The sequence below is a fragment of the Mycobacterium sp. M23085 genome, assembly GCF_045343915.1.
Taxonomy (GTDB): Bacteria; Actinomycetota; Actinomycetes; order Mycobacteriales; family Mycobacteriaceae; genus Mycobacterium.
Genome location: NZ_CP174280.1, coordinates 1,056,015 through 1,072,709, shown reverse-complemented (window position 1 = coordinate 1,072,709; position 16,695 = coordinate 1,056,015). Strand labels below are relative to the sequence as shown.

18 protein-coding genes are annotated in these 16,695 nt (G+C 68.6%); 13 read left to right on the top strand and 5 right to left on the bottom strand.

Translation table 11 applies throughout. The features are described from left to right. The first annotated feature begins 40 nt into the window (after nt 1-40). The gene (locus ACIUM1_RS04420; protein ID WP_406817526.1) at nt 41-1,417 is read left to right on the top strand and encodes an ATP-binding protein; all 1,377 of its coding nucleotides are present in this window, start codon (nt 41-43) and stop codon (nt 1,415-1,417) included. Here the strand turns inward: ACIUM1_RS04420 and ACIUM1_RS04415 are convergent. The 3 genes from ACIUM1_RS04415 to ACIUM1_RS04405 all read right to left on the bottom strand — a co-directional run bounded on the left by ACIUM1_RS04415 (nt 1,399) and on the right by ACIUM1_RS04405 (nt 3,412). Next, entirely contained in the window at nt 1,399-2,067 is a 669-nt protein-coding gene (locus ACIUM1_RS04415; protein WP_406816056.1) for a response regulator transcription factor, read from the bottom strand. The genes ACIUM1_RS04420 and ACIUM1_RS04415 overlap by 19 nt on opposite strands. 32 nt (nt 2,068-2,099) lie before the next feature. Continuing rightward, on the bottom strand, nt 2,100-2,426 hold the full coding sequence (locus ACIUM1_RS04410) for a hypothetical protein (RefSeq protein WP_406816055.1): 327 nt from the start codon (nt 2,424-2,426) through the stop codon (nt 2,100-2,102). 158 nt (nt 2,427-2,584) lie between these two features. Beyond that, nucleotides 2,585-3,412, bottom strand: a complete 828-nt coding sequence (locus ACIUM1_RS04405; protein ID WP_406816054.1) for a hypothetical protein — start codon at nt 3,410-3,412, stop codon at nt 2,585-2,587. A 53-nt stretch (nt 3,413-3,465) separates the two neighbouring features. Between ACIUM1_RS04405 and ACIUM1_RS04400 the strand changes: the two genes are divergently transcribed. From ACIUM1_RS04400 to ACIUM1_RS04370, 7 genes are read left to right on the top strand one after another with little or no spacing between them, the layout of a single operon-like run. Further along, a complete protein-coding gene (locus ACIUM1_RS04400) occupies nt 3,466-3,639 on the top strand; it encodes a hypothetical protein (protein WP_406816053.1) in 174 nt (57 codons plus the stop codon). Nucleotide 3,640: 1 nt separating this feature from the next. Continuing rightward, nucleotides 3,641-4,387 carry a GntR family transcriptional regulator gene (locus ACIUM1_RS04395; protein WP_406816052.1) on the top strand — a complete coding sequence of 249 codons (747 nt, stop codon included), beginning with the start codon at nt 3,641-3,643 and terminating at the stop codon, nt 4,385-4,387. Further along, the gene (locus ACIUM1_RS04390; RefSeq protein ID WP_064885673.1) at nt 4,384-4,614 is read left to right on the top strand and encodes a ferredoxin family protein; all 231 of its coding nucleotides are present in this window, start codon (nt 4,384-4,386) and stop codon (nt 4,612-4,614) included. The genes ACIUM1_RS04395 and ACIUM1_RS04390 overlap by 4 nt, the downstream gene beginning before the upstream one ends. 25 nt (nt 4,615-4,639) lie before the next feature. After that, a complete protein-coding gene (locus tag ACIUM1_RS04385) occupies nt 4,640-6,028 on the top strand; it encodes an ABC transporter substrate-binding protein (protein ID WP_406816051.1) in 1,389 nt (462 codons plus the stop codon). After that, the gene (locus tag ACIUM1_RS04380; protein ID WP_406816050.1) at nt 6,025-6,897 is read left to right on the top strand and encodes an ABC transporter permease; all 873 of its coding nucleotides are present in this window, start codon (nt 6,025-6,027) and stop codon (nt 6,895-6,897) included. The genes ACIUM1_RS04385 and ACIUM1_RS04380 overlap by 4 nt, the downstream gene beginning before the upstream one ends. Beyond that, nucleotides 6,894-7,646 (top strand): ABC transporter ATP-binding protein, encoded by a 753-nt coding sequence (locus tag ACIUM1_RS04375; protein ID WP_406816049.1) that lies wholly within the window; start codon nt 6,894-6,896, stop codon nt 7,644-7,646. Before ACIUM1_RS04380 ends, ACIUM1_RS04375 begins: the two co-directional genes overlap by 4 nt. Continuing rightward, the gene (locus ACIUM1_RS04370; protein WP_406816048.1) at nt 7,643-10,354 is read left to right on the top strand and encodes a fumarate reductase/succinate dehydrogenase flavoprotein subunit; all 2,712 of its coding nucleotides are present in this window, start codon (nt 7,643-7,645) and stop codon (nt 10,352-10,354) included. The genes ACIUM1_RS04375 and ACIUM1_RS04370 overlap by 4 nt, the downstream gene beginning before the upstream one ends. On the opposite strand, the gene ACIUM1_RS04365 is transcribed toward ACIUM1_RS04370, so the two are convergent. Continuing rightward, on the bottom strand, nt 10,355-10,894 hold the full coding sequence (locus tag ACIUM1_RS04365) for a GNAT family N-acetyltransferase (protein WP_406816047.1): 540 nt from the start codon (nt 10,892-10,894) through the stop codon (nt 10,355-10,357). Between the two features lie 12 nt (nt 10,895-10,906). Beyond that, on the bottom strand, nt 10,907-12,112 hold the full coding sequence (locus ACIUM1_RS04360; protein ID WP_406816046.1) for a serine hydrolase domain-containing protein: 1,206 nt from the start codon (nt 12,110-12,112) through the stop codon (nt 10,907-10,909). A 137-nt stretch (nt 12,113-12,249) separates the two neighbouring features. On the opposite strand from ACIUM1_RS04360, the gene ACIUM1_RS04355 reads away from it, so the two are divergent. The 5 genes from ACIUM1_RS04355 to ACIUM1_RS04335 all read left to right on the top strand — a co-directional run bounded on the left by ACIUM1_RS04355 (nt 12,250) and on the right by ACIUM1_RS04335 (nt 16,602). Then, nucleotides 12,250-12,678 carry a cellulose-binding domain-containing protein gene (locus ACIUM1_RS04355; RefSeq protein ID WP_406816045.1) on the top strand — a complete coding sequence of 143 codons (429 nt, stop codon included), beginning with the start codon at nt 12,250-12,252 and terminating at the stop codon, nt 12,676-12,678. 594 nt (nt 12,679-13,272) lie between these two features. Then, nucleotides 13,273-13,857: a bifunctional pyr operon transcriptional regulator/uracil phosphoribosyltransferase PyrR gene (gene pyrR, locus ACIUM1_RS04350; protein ID WP_406816044.1), complete on the top strand. Its 585-nt coding sequence runs from the start codon at nt 13,273-13,275 to the stop codon at nt 13,855-13,857. Then, a complete protein-coding gene (locus tag ACIUM1_RS04345; RefSeq protein ID WP_406816043.1) occupies nt 13,854-14,813 on the top strand; it encodes an aspartate carbamoyltransferase catalytic subunit in 960 nt (319 codons plus the stop codon). Before pyrR ends, ACIUM1_RS04345 begins: the two co-directional genes overlap by 4 nt. Then, nucleotides 14,810-16,102, top strand: a complete 1,293-nt coding sequence (locus ACIUM1_RS04340; protein WP_406816042.1) for a dihydroorotase — start codon at nt 14,810-14,812, stop codon at nt 16,100-16,102. Before ACIUM1_RS04345 ends, ACIUM1_RS04340 begins: the two co-directional genes overlap by 4 nt. Further along, the gene (locus ACIUM1_RS04335; RefSeq protein ID WP_406816041.1) at nt 16,099-16,602 is read left to right on the top strand and encodes a transporter; all 504 of its coding nucleotides are present in this window, start codon (nt 16,099-16,101) and stop codon (nt 16,600-16,602) included. Before ACIUM1_RS04340 ends, ACIUM1_RS04335 begins: the two co-directional genes overlap by 4 nt. Nucleotides 16,603-16,695: the final 93 nt, after the last annotated feature.

The window sequence follows — 16,695 nt, the reverse complement described above, 5'->3', positions numbered from 1 at the left end:
GCGGGTATCCGATGTCTGGCTGTGTCGGCGCAGCGGGCGAGTGCGCTCGCGCCGGTTGCCGCACTGGGGCATTTCGGCTCGCTCGGCCGCGGTGTCGGCGCTCGTTGTACTGTGCGCCCTCAGCGTGGCCGGCGCGGGCTTGGACGCGATCCTGTACCGCTCGTTGTTGGCGGGCGTCGACTACGCCGCCGCCGAACGGGTCCGCGACATCGGCAAGGCGCTGCAGTCCGCTTCGCCTGACGACCTCGACAGTCGACTGCTGGCCACCGACCAGCGGGTGGTCGCGACCCAACTGATCGGTCCGGATGGCAACGTGGTCAAGCGATCCGGATCCGCCCCGAAGACACCGCTGGTGCCGGCGAACCAGTTCGACTTCACCCTGCGCCGCGGCCTGCCCGATGACGCGGTGGCCGGTGACGACATGCGTGTCAGCGGCCAGAAGGTCGCGACGCGATCCGGCGTGTACACGGTGCTGGCGGGAGGCGGCAGCGAGGCGGTCGAGGCGACCGCGCGGACGCTGGCGATCCTGCTGGCCTGCAGCGCCCCGGTCATCGTCGGGGTGGTCGCCGGGGCGACCTACTGGCTGGTGCGCCGGTCGTTGCAGTCGGTGGACGCCATCCGGACCAGGGTGGCCGACATCTCGACGTCGGATCTGGGCGAGCGGGTGCCGGTACCGGACACCCACGACGAGATCGCGGCCCTGGCCGTCACCATGAACGAGATGCTCTCGCGGCTGGAAGCGGGTCACCTTGCGCAGCAACGCTTTGTCGGTGACGCGTCACACGAGTTGCGCAATCCACTGACCACCATCATCTCCGGTCTGGAAGTGGCCGAGGCCCATCCCGATCTGCTCGACGCCGAGCTGGCGGTCAACACCTTGCTGCCCGAGGCGCAGCGCATGCACACCCTGATCGAGGATCTGCTGCTGCTGGCCCGCGCCGACGAGCAGCGCCTGGTGCGGCACAGAGAAGAGATCGGCCTGGATGAGCTTGCCGAGGCCGAAGTTGCCCGAGTGCGGCGCGACGCCAGGTGCGCCATCCACACCGATACCCGCCCCGTGCAGCTGGACGCCGACCCGGTGGCAATGTCACGCATGGTTCGCAACCTCGTGGACAACGCTGTGCGCCACGCGGTTTCGTGTGTCACGATCGAGGTCGGCGGACAGGACGGGACGGCAATTCTCACGGTCACCGATGACGGACCCGGGATCGACCCCCCCGACCGCGACCGGGTGTTCGAACGCTTCGTGCGGCTGGACTCCGATCGGGCCCGCAGCGGGGGAGGGACGGGCCTGGGCCTGGCGATCGTCGCCGAGGTCGTTGCCGCACACGGGGGTTCGGTCACCATCGACGATCCGCCCGGCGGGGGAACCCAGATGATCGTGACGTTGCCGGTGTCTCAGCACAGCAGTCGGTAACCGACACCCCGAATCGTTTCAATGGTGTTGGTGCCGAAGGGAACGTCGATCTTGCGGCGCAGGTATCCCACGTAGACCTCGACCACGTTGTCGGGGCCGTGATGGTGCGCATCCCAGACGTTCCGCAGGATCTCGGCCTTGGTCACCACGACGTCCTTGTTCCGCATCAAGAACTCGAGTAGCCCGTATTCGCGGGGAGTGAGCGCGATCGGGGTCGAGCCCCGGTTGACCGTGTGCCGGGCGGGATCCAGCGCCAGCGTCCCCGCTTTCAAGACCACCGGCCGCGCCGGTGCGCCGCGACGGATCAACGCCCGCAACCGCGCCACCAGTACGCGGAAGGAGAACGGCTTGGTCAGATAGTCATCCGCACCCAGGTCGAAGGCATCGGTTTCGTCATACTCACCGTCCTTGGCGGTCAGCATGAGCACCGGTGTCCACACGTTGTGCGACCGCATCCGGCGCAGTACCTCGTAACCGCTGAGGCCGGGCAGCATGATGTCGAGAACGACTGCGTCGAAAGTGTTTTCGGTGGCCTCCCGCAGGCCCTCGTCGCCGCTGCCGGCGGCCACGACGACGAACCCCTCCGCCGTGAGCCCTCTGGCCACGGTGGCGGACAGCAGTGGTTCATCCTCGACGAGCAGGACCCTCATCTTTCAACGCTACGTCGCGCGCCGGAGCGCCCTCAATCGGGCCAGCAGGCCTCGATCAGCACCTCGGCGAACGGGCCGCCCATCCGGCAGAACCGGTTGGTGGCCACCCACACGACGCCCGGGTGTTCCAGCCGGATGCGCACCGGGTGGCCGACGATGGTCTCGCCGGGATTGGTGTGGCTGAAGAATGTTGTCATGCTGTCGATGTCGACGTCGACTTCCCAGTCAGGCCACGGTTGTTGGAAGAAGTCGCGGTTGAACCACATCGTCGGGCATTCCTCAATGGGGGACTCTCTCAACCACATCGGGGGAAGCATCATGAGGGCCGTGGCCTGACGCTGCTGCGTGCCGGGTGGCATCCCCGCTCCTTTGTGCCGTCGTCACTACCGACCTCACCGACCGTACGGTCACATCACTGTGAAATCGTTGAGAATCATCGCCCATCACCGCCGTTGTCGCGGGTGGAGCCCGGTCAGCGAATTGACTTCTCGATGAGCGCGGCCTGTGGAGCGGCCGGTCAATGGGCATCGCGGTCCGGTTGCTCGATACCGGCATCCGGATGGGCTTCTGCGACATCGTCTTTAGGCTGGCCGGGGTGGCGACCGGGACGCTGCGGTATGACGACGAGCAACACCGCGATGAGCGCCGCGAGCACCGCCGAGGCGAGCGGGCGACTCCACGCCAGGCCGCCGTCGGCGACCGGCTTGTCGATGAAGTCACCCACGGTCGCCCCCAGCGGCCTGGTGAGAATGAACGCGACCCAGAACAACGCGACCCGCGAGACGGGGGTCCAGAAGTACAGGGCCGCGACCGCGGCCAGGCCGACCGCGAAAACCAGTGCGCCGCGTTCGTAACCGAAATCGCGCGTGTCGGCCAGCCAGTCGCCGAGCGCGGTGCCCAGCGTCTGCGAGAACGTGATGGTCGCCCAGTAGAAGGCCTCGACTTTGGGCGTCGAGACGGTACTGACCGATACGGTGCCCTGCGACCAACGCCACAGCGCCAGGGTGGCCAGCAGACACGCCAGCAGCAGCAGCGATCCCCCCGTGTAACCGATGCCCAGGGATCGGTCGGCGAAATCGGCCAGCACGGTGCCGAACGTCGTCGAGGCCACGATCGTCGCCCAGTAGAGGGCCGCATGGAATCGCCTGGCCAGGATCTGCGCCGCGACCAGAGCCACCAGCGCGACCCCGAAGATCGCCACCCCGGCGGCGTACCCCCAATTCAGCGTCATCGTGACGGTGTCACCGCCGGTCTCGCCCAACGTCGTCGCCAGCACCTTGATGACCCAGAAGCCCAGGGTGACGGCCGGCACCTTGGTCCATGCGTGTTTCGAAACGTCAGTCATGCAAGCCATCTTGCGCCGTCGAGGGCTCGCCCGGGAATCGTCGGGACCACGGGATGGCAAATTCTGCTCACCGGGATCACAAAGCCGACGAGTCGCGGCAGGTGGCGCAATACCGCGACGGGTGGCGGTTTTGGCTGGTCGGGCCCGAAGGCGGCCCGGCGCAATACCCGCGGCCGCCGGCGCTGGGCCGCATCGGCGACCCGGAAAACGGCCTTGAGCTGCGTTAGCGTGACTCCCGTGGCGCAACCAGTACCCATCCAGGGGCCCAGGGCAGACCGTGCCCGCCGGGTCGCCGATGTGTTGCGCCAGCAGATCCACGCCGACGCCTATCCGGAGGGCCTGCCCGCCGAACTGGAGCTGGCCGCCGAATTCTCGGCCTCACGCAACACCATTCGCGAGGCCCTGACCGTCCTCAAGCACGAGGGCCTGATCGACCGCGGACCAAAGGTCGGCACGCACGTGGCGCAGCGCAAGTACGACCACGGGCTCGACGCCCTGCTGGGTCTGAAGGAGACGTTCAAGGATCTCGGTGAGGTCCGCAACGAGGTGCGCGCCGCGATGCCGGTGACCGCGCCGCCGTCGGTGGCCCGCCGGTTGCGGCTGCAACCGGGCGAGCAGGCGGTGTTCGTCGAGCGACTGCGATACCTGGGCGATCTCCCGCTGAGCCTCGACCTCACCTACCTCGCCCCGGGCGTCGGCCGCCAGGTGCTCGACCATCCGCTGGAGACCGACGACCTGTTCGCGCTCATCGAGGAGGTCAGCGGGCAGCGGCTGGGCTCGGCGGCGCTGGCGCTGGAGGCCATTCCCGCCGACGCGCACTCGGCGGCCACGTTGCAGGTGCCCGACGGCGCGGCGCTGCTGATGCTGGAGCGGCTCACCAGTCTCGCCGACGGCACACCCGTCGACCTGGAGTACATCCGGATGCGCGGCGACCGAATCACCATGCGCGGCAACTTGATGAGGAGCAACCCGTGACGCTGATCAACAACAACCGCGCCGACGTGCCGGTCACCATCGACGAGTCGCTCTGTATCGACGGCTGCACGCTGTGCGTGGAGGTCTGCCCGCTCGACGCGCTGGCCATCAACCCCGACACCGGCAAGGCCTTCATGCACGTCGATGAGTGCTGGTACTGCGGCCCCTGCGCGGCCCGCTGTCCGACCGGCGCCGTCACGGTCAACATGCCCTATCTCCTTCGCTGAAAAGCGTTCAACCCCAGGATCTTTGATGAAACGACGCGCCATCCGGCCGGCGTCGGTGGTGATGGCGATCGCCGCGCTCACCTCCGGCTGCTCACTGGAATCCCTGTCGCAGTCATCCGGTGTGGTCAACGTGGTGGTGGGCTATCAATCCAAGACCATCAACACCGTCACCGCGGGCACGCTGCTGCGCGCGCAGGGCTACCTGGAGCACCGGTTGGCCGACATCGCCACCCGCACCGGCACCAAATACGCGGTGCGATGGCAGGATTACGACACCGGAGCCCCGATCACCGCCCAGATGCTCGCCGAGAAGATCGACATCGGCTCGATGGGCGACTACCCCATGCTGATCAACGGCTCCAAGACGCAGGCCAACCCGCTGGCGAAAACCGAGATCGTCTCCATCACCGGCTACAACCCGAAGGGCGCCCTCAACATGGTGGTGGTGGCGCCCGGTTCGCCGGCGACCACATTGAGCGACCTGGCCGGCACCAAGGTCTCGGCGAGTGTCGGGTCGGCCGGTCACGGCACCTTGATGCGGGCGCTGGACAGGGCCGGAATCAAGGGTGTGGAAGTGCTCAACCAGCAACCGCAAGTGGGCGCCTCTGCTCTGGAATCCGGTCAGGTGCAAGGCCTTTCGCAGTTCGTCGCCTGGCCGGGGCTGCTGGTGTACCAGGGCAAGGCCAAACTGCTGTACGACGGGGCCGAACTGAACCTGCCCACCCTGCACGGGGTGGTGGTGCGGCGCTCGTACGCGTCGTCTCATCCGGAGGTGCTGGGCGCGTTTCTGCAGGCCCAACTCGACGCCACCGACTTCCTGAACCAAAAACCACTGGAGGCCGCGCGTATCGTCGCCCAGGGGAGCGGTCTGCCGCAGGAGGTGGTGTACCTCTACAACGGTCCCGGTGGCACCTCGTTCGACACCACGCTCAAACCTTCACTGGTCGACGCGCTGAAAAACGATGTGCCATACCTGAAGTCGATCGGTGACTTTGCCGACCTCGACGTATCCGGTTTCGTCCAGGATAAGCCGCTGCGCACCGTGTTCGGCGCTCGCGGCCTGAACTACGACGCGGCCCGGGCCGCCACCGCCAACCCGTCCACGCTGCGCGGAAATCCCGCCCTGGCAAGCGAACTGTGGCTGGACGGTGCGGATTCCACTCAAACGGTCGCCGACCCTACCAGCCTACTCCGGGCGGTGCGAGACGCCTCCGCCCGCGGCGCCAAAGTCCGCGCCGCCTACGTCCCCGACGCCGAGCTGGGCACCCGGTGGTTCGCCGACAAGGCGGTCTGGGTGCAAGCCGGCCAGAACTACCTGCCGTTCGGAACGCCGGCCGGCGCGCACCGCTACCTCGCCGCCCACCCGGGCGGCAGCATCGTGAATTACCAGCAGGCCCTTGGAGGTTCGGTATGACCGCCTATCTCGCCGGCGACCCGGCAGCCCCGGTATCTGCGCAAGTCGTCGACGCGGTCCCGGCGACGGCCAACCCGCGGCGTGCCGGCTCGCCGTGGCGGTGGCGGCTGGTGCGCCTGGCGTCGGTTGCCGCCGCGGTCGGGTTGTGGCAGGTGCTGACCGCCGACAAGGTACGGCTGCTGCTGCGCTTCGACACGCTGCCCACCGTCACCGAGATCGTGCACGCGCTGGGACGCCGGCTCGACACCTCCGAGTACTGGCTTGACCTGGCGCAGTCGCTGATCCGCATTCTCACCGGCTTCGGATTGGCCGCGGTGGTGGGCGTAACGACGGGCGTGCTGCTGGGCCGGTCCCGCTTGTTCGCCAACACCGTCGGCCCGCTCACGGAGTTGGTCAGACCCGTTCCGGCCATCGCGATGGTGCCGGTGGCGATCCTGCTGTTCCCGACCGACGAGGCCGGCATCGTGTTCATCACCTTCCTCGCGGCGTACTTCCCGATCCTGGTCAGCACCCGGCACGCGGTGCGGGCGCTGCCAACGCTGTGGGAGGACTCGGTGCGCACGCTGGGCGGTGGCCGGTGGGATGTGCTCAAGCAGGTGGTGTTGCCGGGCATCCTGCCGGGGGTGTTCGGCGGCCTTTCGGTCGGCATGGGCGTGGCGTGGATCTGCGTGATCTCCGCGGAGATGATCTCCGGCCGGCTCGGGATCGGCTATCGCACCTGGCAGGACTACACCGTGCTGGCCTATCCCCAGGTCTTCGTCGGCATCATCACCATCGGCGTGCTGGGTTTCGCGACGGCGGCGGCCGTCGAGCTGGTGGGCCGTCGGGTGACCAGCTGGCTGCCGCGGGCAGAGGAGGAGCAGCGATGACGGTAGAACAGGCCGGAGTGAGTCTGGAACTGGATCGAGTTCGCTTGTCCTACACCGGGGAACCGGTGATCGACGGGCTGAGCCTGACGGTGCGTCCCGGGGAGATTTTGGTGCTCACCGGCCCGTCGGGCTGCGGCAAGTCGACGGTGCTGCGGGCCCTGGCGGGACTGCTGCGGCCCGACGAGGGCCGGATCGTGGCCGACGGCGACGAGGTGACGAGCACCTCGGGCGACCGGGGCATGGTGTTCCAGGACAACGCGTTGCTGCCATGGCGCACCGTGCGCTCCAACATCGAGTTGGCACTGCGGCTGCGCGGCGTGCCGCGGGCCGGCCGGCGCGCCGAGGCGGACCGCTGGATCGCCGAGCTCGGTCTCACCGGCTTCGGCGACTATCTGCCCAAGCGGCTGTCCGGCGGGATGCGGCAGCGCGTTCAACTGGCCCGCGGGCTGGCCGGCGCGCCGCGCGCGGTGATGATGGACGAACCCTTCGGCGCGCTGGACACTCAGACCCGTACCGCCATGCAGCGTTTACTGATCGACACCTGGCGCGCCCATCCCACGACGATCGTGTTCGTCACCCACGATGTCGACGAGGCGCTGCTGCTGGGTGATCGCATCGCGGTGCTGGGCAGGGCCGGTCAGCCACTGCGCACCCTGGTCGATGTGCCGGAGCCGCGCGCCGACCGGCAGCGCGCCGCGCTGCGCGCCGAAGTCATTGCGGCACTGGACCACTCGGCGGTGGCGGCATGATGCAGATTCCCGACCCGGCCACCCCGGTCCGGCTCGACTGTGACGTGCTGGTCATCGGCGGCGGCACCGCGGGCACCATGGCCGCGCTGTCGGCCGCCGAGCACGGCGCGCAGGTGCTGCTGCTGGAGAAGGCCCACGTGCGCCACTCCGGCGCCCTGGCGATGGGCATGGACGGGGTGAACAACGCGGTGATCCCCGGCAAGGCCGAACCCGAGGACTACGTCGCCGAGATCACCCGCGCCAACGACGGAATCGTCAACCAGCGCACCGTGTACCAGACCGCCACCCGCGGCTTTGCGATGGTGCAGCGGCTGGAGCGCTACGGGGTGAAGTTCGAGAAGAACGAGCACGGCGAGTACGCCGTGCGCCGGGTGCACCGCTCGGGCTCCTACGTGCTGCCGATGCCGGAGGGCAAGGACGTCAAGAAGGCGCTGTATCGCGTGCTGCGGCAGCGGTCGATGCGGGAGAAGATCCGGATCGAGAACCGGCTGATGCCGGTCCGGGTGCTGGTCGACGGCGGCCGCGCCGTCGGTGCCGCGGCGCTGCACACGCGCACCGGGGAGTTCGTCACGGTCGGCGCCAAGGCGGTCATCCTGGCCACCGGCGCGTGCGGCCGCCTCGGATTGCCCGCGTCGGGCTACCTGTACGGCACTTATGAGAACCCCACCAACGCCGGCGACGGCTACTCGATGGCCTACCACGCCGGCGCGGAGCTGTCCGGCATCGAGTGCTTCCAGGTCAACCCGCTGATCAAGGACTACAACGGCCCGGCATGCGCCTACGTGGCCAATCCCTTTGGCGGCTACCAGGTGAACGCGCACGGCGAGCGGTTCGTCGACTCCGACTACTGGTCCGGGCAGATGATGGCCGAGGTCAAAACCGAGATCGATTCCGCGCGCGGACCCATCTACCTCAAGGTGTCACACCTGCCCGACGAGACGCTGACGGCGCTGGAAAACATCCTGCACACCACCGAGCGGCCCACCCGGGGCACCTTCCACGCCAACCGCGGCCACAACTACCGCACCCACGACATCGAGATGCATATCTCCGAAATCGGGTTGTGCAGTGGTCATTCCGCGTCGGGTGTGTGGGTCGACGAGCATGCCCGCACCACCGTGCCCGGCCTCTACGCCGCGGGTGACATGGCCTGCGTCCCGCACAACTACATGATCGGGGCCTTCGTGTTCGGCGATCTGGCCGGCACACACGCCGCCTCGACCCTGGCCGAAGTCGTCGCACCGCAACAACTTCCGGCCGAGCAGGTGCGTGAGGCGCACGAGCTGATCTACCGGCCGCTGCGCCATCCGGATGGCCCGCCGCAACCCCAGGTCGAATACAAGCTGCGTCGCTTCGTCAACGACTACGTCGCGCCCCCCAAGACCGGGGCCAAGCTGTCGCTGGCCATCCGCACCTTCGAGCGGATGAGCACCGAGATCGCGGAGATGGGCGCCCGCAATCCGCACGAGCTGATGCGCGCGGTGGAGGTGTCGTTCATCCGGGATTGTGCCGAGATGGCCGCCCGTTCGTCGCACACCCGCACCGAATCCCGTTGGGGCCTCTACCACGACCGTGCCGACCTGCCGGGCCGCGATGACAACCAATGGGGCTATCACCTCAACCTGCGCAAGGACGCCGGGGGTCAGATGGTGTTCCTCAAGCGGCCGGTGGCGCCGTATTTCGTGCCGGTGTCGGAGCTCGACGGGCTGCCGCCCACCGACCAGACCGTGTACCCGGTGGAGCAGCCACCACTGGTCGGCGGTCAAGCCCCGGCTACCGCAGTGTCCCGAATCGACTCGCCCGCTACGGTATTCGAGCCACCGTCGCCGCGCATCGCCGAGGTGCTGGCGCTCGAGGAGCCCACGATGGCCGACCTGGGGCCCTACCTCACCGATCCGGATCCCGGCGTACGCCGCACCGCGGTGTCGACCCTGACCGAGCACATTCCCGACGGGTACGCGCCGGCACTGGTGGCCGCGCTGAGCGACGACGCCGCCGCGGTCCGCAGCACCGGCGCCGACGGCATCCGTGAGCTGGTCGAGGTGCTGCCCGAGCCGGAAAGTGTTCGGGCGCATCTGGATTCGGCCGATCGGGCGGTGCGCGCGGCCGTGCTGTACGTGCTGGCCGCGCGCCGGGTCGGTGACGCCGCACAATTCCGTCGCGCCCTCGACGATGTCGACCATCGGGTGCGCATCGAGGCCGTGCGGGCGCTGGTGTCCGTCGACGACGTCGCGGGGGTGGTGACCGCCGTGGGTGATGAGAACCGCGAGGTGCGCATCGCGGCGGCGGCCGGGCTGGCGACGCTGAGGGGGGCGGCCCCCGCCGGCCGGGCCGTGCGCCGGCTGGTGGCCGACTCCGACCCCTTGGTTCGCGCGGCCGGGCTGGCCGCCCTGGGCCAATTAGGTTGCGGCCAAGACGATTACGCCGTCATCAAGCAGGCGTTGCGGGCGCCGGCCTGGCAGGTCCGGGAAGGCGCGGCACGCGCGCTGGCCGGGGCGCCGGTCGACTTCGCGGTTCCGCATCTGGCCGAGGCGCTGGGCGACGCCCACCTGGACGTGCGCAAGGCCGCCGTGCTCAGCCTGACCCGGTGGGCCGGGGAGCCCGCCGCCCGGGACGCGCTGGGGCTTGCGCTCAAGGACGGCGACGCCGACGTGCGGGCCTATGCACGCCGGGCGCTCGAGCGGGACGGCCTGGCCGAGAAACGCTAGTCAGCGCAGAATCTTGGCGTAGAGCAGGCTGTCCTGCGGTTCGGGGCCCATGGTGGGGTAGACCGCGTGCCGGGCCAGCCGTCCCTCCAGAAAGAAGCCGGCGTGCTCGAGCAGTCGCGCCGAGCGCTCGTTGTCCACACTGCAGGTGGCCCAGACGCGATACACCTCGCCATCGGCGTCGAGCGCGGTGAGCAGCATGCCGAGCGCCTCGGACATCAAACCCTTGCCCCACCAGCGCCGGCCCAGGCAGTAGCCGACCTCCACCGAGTGGGCGGCGGTGCGTCGACAGCTGGCCAGCCCGATCACCTCGCCGCGGTGCCGCGACTCGATGACCCAGGTCTTCTCGTCGGCGCTGGCATTGAGTTTTTCGGTGATCACCCGCCGGGTGGCGGCCACATCCGGGTGCGGCGCCCACAACAGGTACTTGGTGACCTGCGGATCGCGGGCGACCCGCTGGAACAGCGGCCCGGCATCGTCGAGCGCGGGCGGGCGCAGCAACAGCCGCGGACCGCTGATCCGGTCGGGTGGGTACTCGGGCATCGGGATGTGACTCTAGAGGTCGAGGGCGCGATAGGTGTTGCGGACGAATCTCGGTTGAGCCGTGCGAAGTTTGGCCAGCGACGTGTTGCCGGCCACCGCCGTGGCGGCATCGACCGTCAGGTCCGGCAGGTTCTGAATCAGGTAGAGCAGGATCAGATCAGCGCTGGGGTCAGCCTGCCACCAGGTTCCGTAGGCGCCGGGCCAGCTGAACGTGCCGAGGCCGCCCGGCCCGAAAAGCGGTGCGCTCTTGGCGGGATCGGTGACCAGCGACAGGTTCAGGCCGAAGCCGCGACCGACCCAATACGGCGCGCCCAGGAAGTTGTGCCGCTTCTGTTCCTCGGTGAGCCGGTCGGTCCGCATCTGCCGGACGGACTCCGCCGAGAGCACCCGCACGCCATCGACCGTTCCGCCGCCGAGCAGCATTCGCACGAACCGCAGGTAATCGTCGGCGCTCGACCACAATCCGCCGCCGGCGTTGCAGAACGAGGGCGGCGTGATGTGCGGTGGGCCCATCACGCCGTGATGCAGCCGGCTGTGCTCGTCGAGTGAGTACATGGTCGCCGCGCGGCGCCGCGCCTCGGGTGAGACGAAGAACCCGGTGTCGGTCATCCCCGCGGGACCCAGGACCCGTTCGTCGAGCACCTGGTGGAACGGCTTGTCCTCGATGCGGGAGGCGACGACGCCCAGCAGGTCGATGGAGTGGCTGTAGGTGACGCGGTCACCGGGCTGGTGCACCAGCGGCAGCTTGGCCAGCTCGGCCAGCCAGGCGTCCGGGCCCTGGTTGAACGGCAGCCGCATATAGGCCTTGGCGATCGGCCCGGACACCGAGAAGCCGTAGGCCAGCCCGCTGGTGTGGGTGAGCAGATCCTCGATCAGGATGGCCCGGTTCACCGGGTGCGTGCGGTCCAGCGGGCCGTGCGGATCGTCGAGCACCCGCACGTCGGCCAGCTCCGGGGCCCACCGGGTGACCGGATCTTTGAGCGTCAGCTTGCCCTCGTCGACCAGGCTCATCACCGCCGCGACGGTCACCGGCTTGGTCATCGAGGCGATGCGAAACAGCGTGTCGCGCTGCATCGGCAGACCCGCTTCGACGTCGCGGGAGCCGATCTCGTTGACCTGTAGCAGTTCTCCGCTCCGCCAGACCACCGTCACCGCGCCGGCGAGCAGGCCGGCGTCGCACACTTCGCGGATGGAAGCGGCATTGCCATCAAGATTCACCTGGTCAGGCTAATCGTCGCGCGGTGTCGGCGTCTGCGAGGCCAAAATTTCATCACGGTTTCGGTTGCGCAAAGGTACTGCAGCTTAGCCGCGATGCGAGTGCCGATGACACCTGTTTGGTTCTAGTGTTGGCTGTCATGGGCGGGCTGAACAATCATGTGAAGCGCTGGCGCACAGCGCTTCACGTAGCCGTGTCGGCAGTGCTGGTCGCCATCCCCGGACTCGTCGTCACCCCCGTGGCCCATGCGGCTGCGGTGATGGCGACCTTGTCGGTGGAACATGCGTGGCAAACCGGTTTCATCGCCCGCTTCATCGTCACCAATTCGAGCACGGCGCCGCTGACCGATTGGAAGCTCGAATTCGACTTGCCGGCCGGAGAATCCGTCTTGCACACGTGGAACAGCACCCTCACCCAATCCGGCACGCACTATGTGCTCACCCCCGCGAACTGGAATCGCGTCATCGCACCCGGTGGTTCAGCCACGGGTGGTCTCAGAGGCGCGGTGACCGGTTCCTTCTCGCCACCGGCGAACTGTGTCCTCAACGGGCAATACCGCTGCACCTAGAGGCGCTGGGCCCTGAGCTGGACGGCTCCGCCCCGGCGCCCGCGGCCCCTATACATTCGGTACGGAAAAATTAGAATTGGGCGTCATGGCCAACCACAAGGCCAGGACGATTGCCGCAGCGTGCGGTGGCGCCGCCGCGTTTGCCCTGGCGCTCAGCGGAGTCGGCGGCGCTGATGTCCCGCCCACCCATTTGTCGGACCCCGGGACGACCGTGGAACCGACGCCCACCTCGCCGGATGACGTTTGCTGCGATACGCCGCAACCCCAGGCAAGCCGCTGGGACTGCAAGATCGGCCTCAACTGCGGGCCCATCAAGCCACGCCGCACCTGGCCGCCGCCGCCTCCTCCGCCTGCTCAGTAGGCTCCCGTCGCTCACGAACCGGGCGCAATCCATGCCGGCCTCCCCGCGACGAAACGCGCCCCGGCATGCCCCAGCCCCGGGACTGATGGGGCTGATGTGACCAGCGCGGGTGAGGGGCGACCGGCACCACCCGCGCCTGGCGGCGCCGTCCTCGAAATAAGTGCTAGGCTGCGTCGCAGTCGACATCCTTTAACGATCCGTCCGGCGAGGCGGAGAAGGAGGTCAAGTTTCGCATGGGTGCTGCGGGTGACACCGGCTCCGCCGGTTTGAAAGGCAGCGATTCCCGGGAGTTGATGTCGGCGGCCGATGTGGGCCGCACCATTTCCCGCATTGCACATCAGATCATCGAAAAGACCGCGCTGGACGGTCCCGACGCGCCGCGGGTGGTGCTGCTCGGCATACCGACCCGCGGTGTCATTCTCGCCGATCGGCTGGCCACCAACATCGCCGAATACAGCGGCGTCGAGGTGGGCCACGGCGCCCTGGACATCACGCTCTACCGCGACGACCTGATGCAAAAACCGCCGCGGCCGCTGGAGGCCACCTCGATTCCGGCCGGCGGCATCGACGGCGCCCTGGTGATCCTGGTGGACGACGTCTTGTACTCCGGCCGGTCGGTGCGGTCCGCGCTGGACGCGCTGCGCGACGTCGGCCGGCCGCGGGTGGTGCAGCTGGCGGTGCTGGTCGACCGCGGCCACCGCGAACTCCCGCTGCGCGCCGACTATGTGGGCAAGAACGTCCCCACCTCGCGCAGCGAGAGCGTGCACGTGCTGCTGAGCGAAACCGACGGTGACGACGGGGTGGTGATCTCCCGATGACACGCCATCTGCTGGCGGCCGGCGACCTGAGCCGCGATGACGCCACCGCCATCCTCGACGACGCCGACCGGTTCGCGCAGGCGCTGGTGGGTCGCGAGATCAAGAAGCTGCCGACGCTGCGCGGCCGCACCATCGTCACCATGTTCTACGAGAACTCCACCCGGACCCGGGTCTCCTTCGAGGTGGCCGGCAAGTGGATGAGCGCCGACGTGATCAACGTCAGCGCGTCCGGATCGTCGGTGGGCAAGGGGGAGTCGCTGCGCGACACCGCGTTCACGCTGCGCGCCGCCGGCGCCGACGCGCTGATCATCCGGCACCCGGCCTCCGGCGCCGCGCACCTGCTCGCCGACTGGACCGCGGCCAACGACGACGGCGGGCCATCGGTGATCAACGCCGGCGACGGAACCCACGAGCACCCGACCCAGGCACTGCTGGACGCGCTCACCATTCGCCAGCGACTCGGCGGCATCGAGGGCCGTCGCGTCGTGATCGTCGGCGACATCCTGCACAGCCGGGTCGCCCGGTCCAACGTGATGCTGCTGGCAACCCTGGGCGCCGAGGTGGTGCTGGTCGCGCCGCCGACACTGCTGCCGGTCGGCGTCGAGGACTGGCCGGTCACCGTTTCCAACGACTTCGACGCCGAACTGCCCGCCGCCGACGCGGTGCTGATGCTGCGGGTGCAGGCCGAGCGGATGAACGGCGGGTTCTTCCCGTCGGTACGCGAATACTCCTCGCTGTACGGGCTTTCCGATCGCCGCCAGGCGATGCTGCCCGGCCACGCGGTGGTGCTGCACCCGGGGCCGATGCTGCGCGGCATGGAGATCGCCTCGTCGGTGGCCGACTCATCGCAATCGGCTGTGCTGCAACAGGTTTCTAACGGTGTACATGTGCGAATGGCGGTGCTCTTCCATGTCCTGGTCGGCACCGAACTAGCCGGAGAAGAGGGTGCGGCGTGAGCGTGCTGCTGCGCGGGGTTCGGTTGTACGGTGAAGGCGACCGCGTCGACGTGCTGGTCGACGACGGCCAGATCGCTCGCATCGAGGCCGGTCTCGACATTCCCGACACCGCCGACGTCGTCGACGCCACCGACCACGTGCTGCTGCCCGGCCTGGTGGACCTGCACACCCATCTGCGTGAACCGGGGCGGGAATACGCCGAGGACATCGAGACTGGCTCGGCCGCAGCGGCTTTGGGAGGCTACACCGCGGTGTTCGCGATGGCCAACACCAGCCCGGTGGCCGACAGCCCGGTGGTCACCGATCACGTGTGGCATCGCGGCCAGCAGGTCGGCCTGGTCGACGTGCATCCGGTGGGCGCCGTCACCGTCGGCCTGGCCGGCAAAGAGCTCACCGAGATGGGCATGATGGCGGCCGGGGCGGCACAGGTGCGGATGTTCTCCGACGACGGCATCTGCGTGCACGACCCGCTGGTGATGCGGCGCGCCTTGGAATACGCCACCGGGCTGGGCGTGCTCATCGCCCAGCACGCCGAGGAGCCCCGGCTGACCGTCGGCGCCGTCGCCCACGAGGGACCCACCGCGGCCCGGCTGGGTCTGGCGGGATGGCCGAGGTCGGCCGAGGAGTCGATCGTGGCCCGCGACGCGATACTGGCGCGGGACGCCGGCGCCCGGGTACACATCTGTCACGCCTCCACCGCGGGCACCGTCGAGATCTTGAAATGGGCTAAGGGCCAAGGGATCTCGATCACCGCCGAGGTTACCCCGCACCACCTGATGCTCGACGACAGCAGGCTGGCCAGTTACGACGGCCAGAACCGGGTCAACCCGCCGCTGCGTGAAGCCGCCGACGCGGCGGCGCTGCGCCGAGCGCTGGCCGACGGCGTCATCGACTGTGTGGCCACCGATCACGCCCCGCACGCCGAGCACGAGAAATGCTGCGAGTTCGCCGCGGCGCGCCCGGGCATGCTGGGGCTGCAGACGGCGCTGTCCATCGTGGTGCAGACGATGGTCACGCCCGGACTGTTGACCTGGCGTGACGTCGCCCGGGTGATGAGTGAAAATCCCGCGCGCATCGTCGGCTTGCCCGACCACGGCCGCCCGCTGGAGGTGGGCGAGCCGGCCAATCTCACGGTGGTGGACCCCACGGCATCGTGGACCGTGGCCGGGTCCAATCTGGCCAGCCGGTCGGCCAACACGCCGTATGAGGCGATGACCCTGCCCGCCACTGTGACCGCGACGCTGTTGCGCGGCAAGGTCACCGCCCGAGATGGGAAGTGTCCGGCATGAATTCGGGCACGCTGGTCGGGTCGCTGATCTTCGCGGCCGCGGTGGTGCTGGTGATCACCGTGGTGATCCAGCTGATGATGCGGTCCTGGCATCGTCGCTCGCAGCGGCAGGCCGAGCTGATCGGGCAGTTGCCCGAGATACCCGACCACGTGGGGGCGGCGACCCTAACTACCCGCGGCCACTATTGCGGTTCCATGATGGCGCCGGGCTGGAGTGAGCGGATCGCGGCCGGCGATCTGGGTTTCCGAAGCAAAGCGGTGCTGACCCGCTACGACGGGGGCATCATGCTGGAACGCGTCCGGGCGCAACCGATTTGGATCCCGCGGGACTCGATCGGGGAGATCCGCATGGAGCGCAGAATGACGGGCCGGGTCGGGATCCTGGCGATCCGCTGGCGGCTGCCGTCCGGCGTCCAGATCGACACCGGCTTCCGGGCCAACCACCGCCACGAATACGACGGCTGGCTCGAATCGCGACATGAAGAGGAGCGGCGCTCGTGACTAGCGCCGTCGACGATGCAGAGCAAAGCGATGAAGAGGAGCGGCGCTCGTGAGTAGCGCCGTCGACGATGCAGAGCAAAGCGATGAAGAGGA

Bases quoted from the DNA above. Each gene is read 5' to 3' on its own strand.
- ACIUM1_RS04415 (WP_406816056.1), bottom strand. From the start codon at position 2,067: ATGAGGGTCCTGCTCGTCGAGGATGAACCACTGCTGTCCGCCACCGTG.
- ACIUM1_RS04410 (WP_406816055.1), bottom strand. From the start codon at position 2,426: ATGCCACCCGGCACGCAGCAGCGTCAGGCCACGGCCCTCATGATGCTT.
- ACIUM1_RS04405 (WP_406816054.1), bottom strand. From the start codon at position 3,412: ATGACTGACGTTTCGAAACACGCATGGACCAAGGTGCCGGCCGTCACC.
- ACIUM1_RS04400 (WP_406816053.1), top strand. From the start codon at position 3,466: ATGGCAAATTCTGCTCACCGGGATCACAAAGCCGACGAGTCGCGGCAG.
- ACIUM1_RS04385 (WP_406816051.1), top strand. From the start codon at position 4,640: ATGAAACGACGCGCCATCCGGCCGGCGTCGGTGGTGATGGCGATCGCC.
- ACIUM1_RS04380 (WP_406816050.1), top strand. From the start codon at position 6,025: ATGACCGCCTATCTCGCCGGCGACCCGGCAGCCCCGGTATCTGCGCAA.
- ACIUM1_RS04375 (WP_406816049.1), top strand. From the start codon at position 6,894: ATGACGGTAGAACAGGCCGGAGTGAGTCTGGAACTGGATCGAGTTCGC.
- ACIUM1_RS04370 (WP_406816048.1), top strand. From the start codon at position 7,643: ATGATGCAGATTCCCGACCCGGCCACCCCGGTCCGGCTCGACTGTGAC.
- ACIUM1_RS04365 (WP_406816047.1), bottom strand. From the start codon at position 10,894: ATGCCCGAGTACCCACCCGACCGGATCAGCGGTCCGCGGCTGTTGCTG.
- ACIUM1_RS04355 (WP_406816045.1), top strand. From the start codon at position 12,250: ATGGGCGGGCTGAACAATCATGTGAAGCGCTGGCGCACAGCGCTTCAC.
- pyrR (WP_406816044.1), top strand. From the start codon at position 13,273: ATGGGTGCTGCGGGTGACACCGGCTCCGCCGGTTTGAAAGGCAGCGAT.
- ACIUM1_RS04345 (WP_406816043.1), top strand. From the start codon at position 13,854: ATGACACGCCATCTGCTGGCGGCCGGCGACCTGAGCCGCGATGACGCC.
- ACIUM1_RS04335 (WP_406816041.1), top strand. From the start codon at position 16,099: ATGAATTCGGGCACGCTGGTCGGGTCGCTGATCTTCGCGGCCGCGGTG.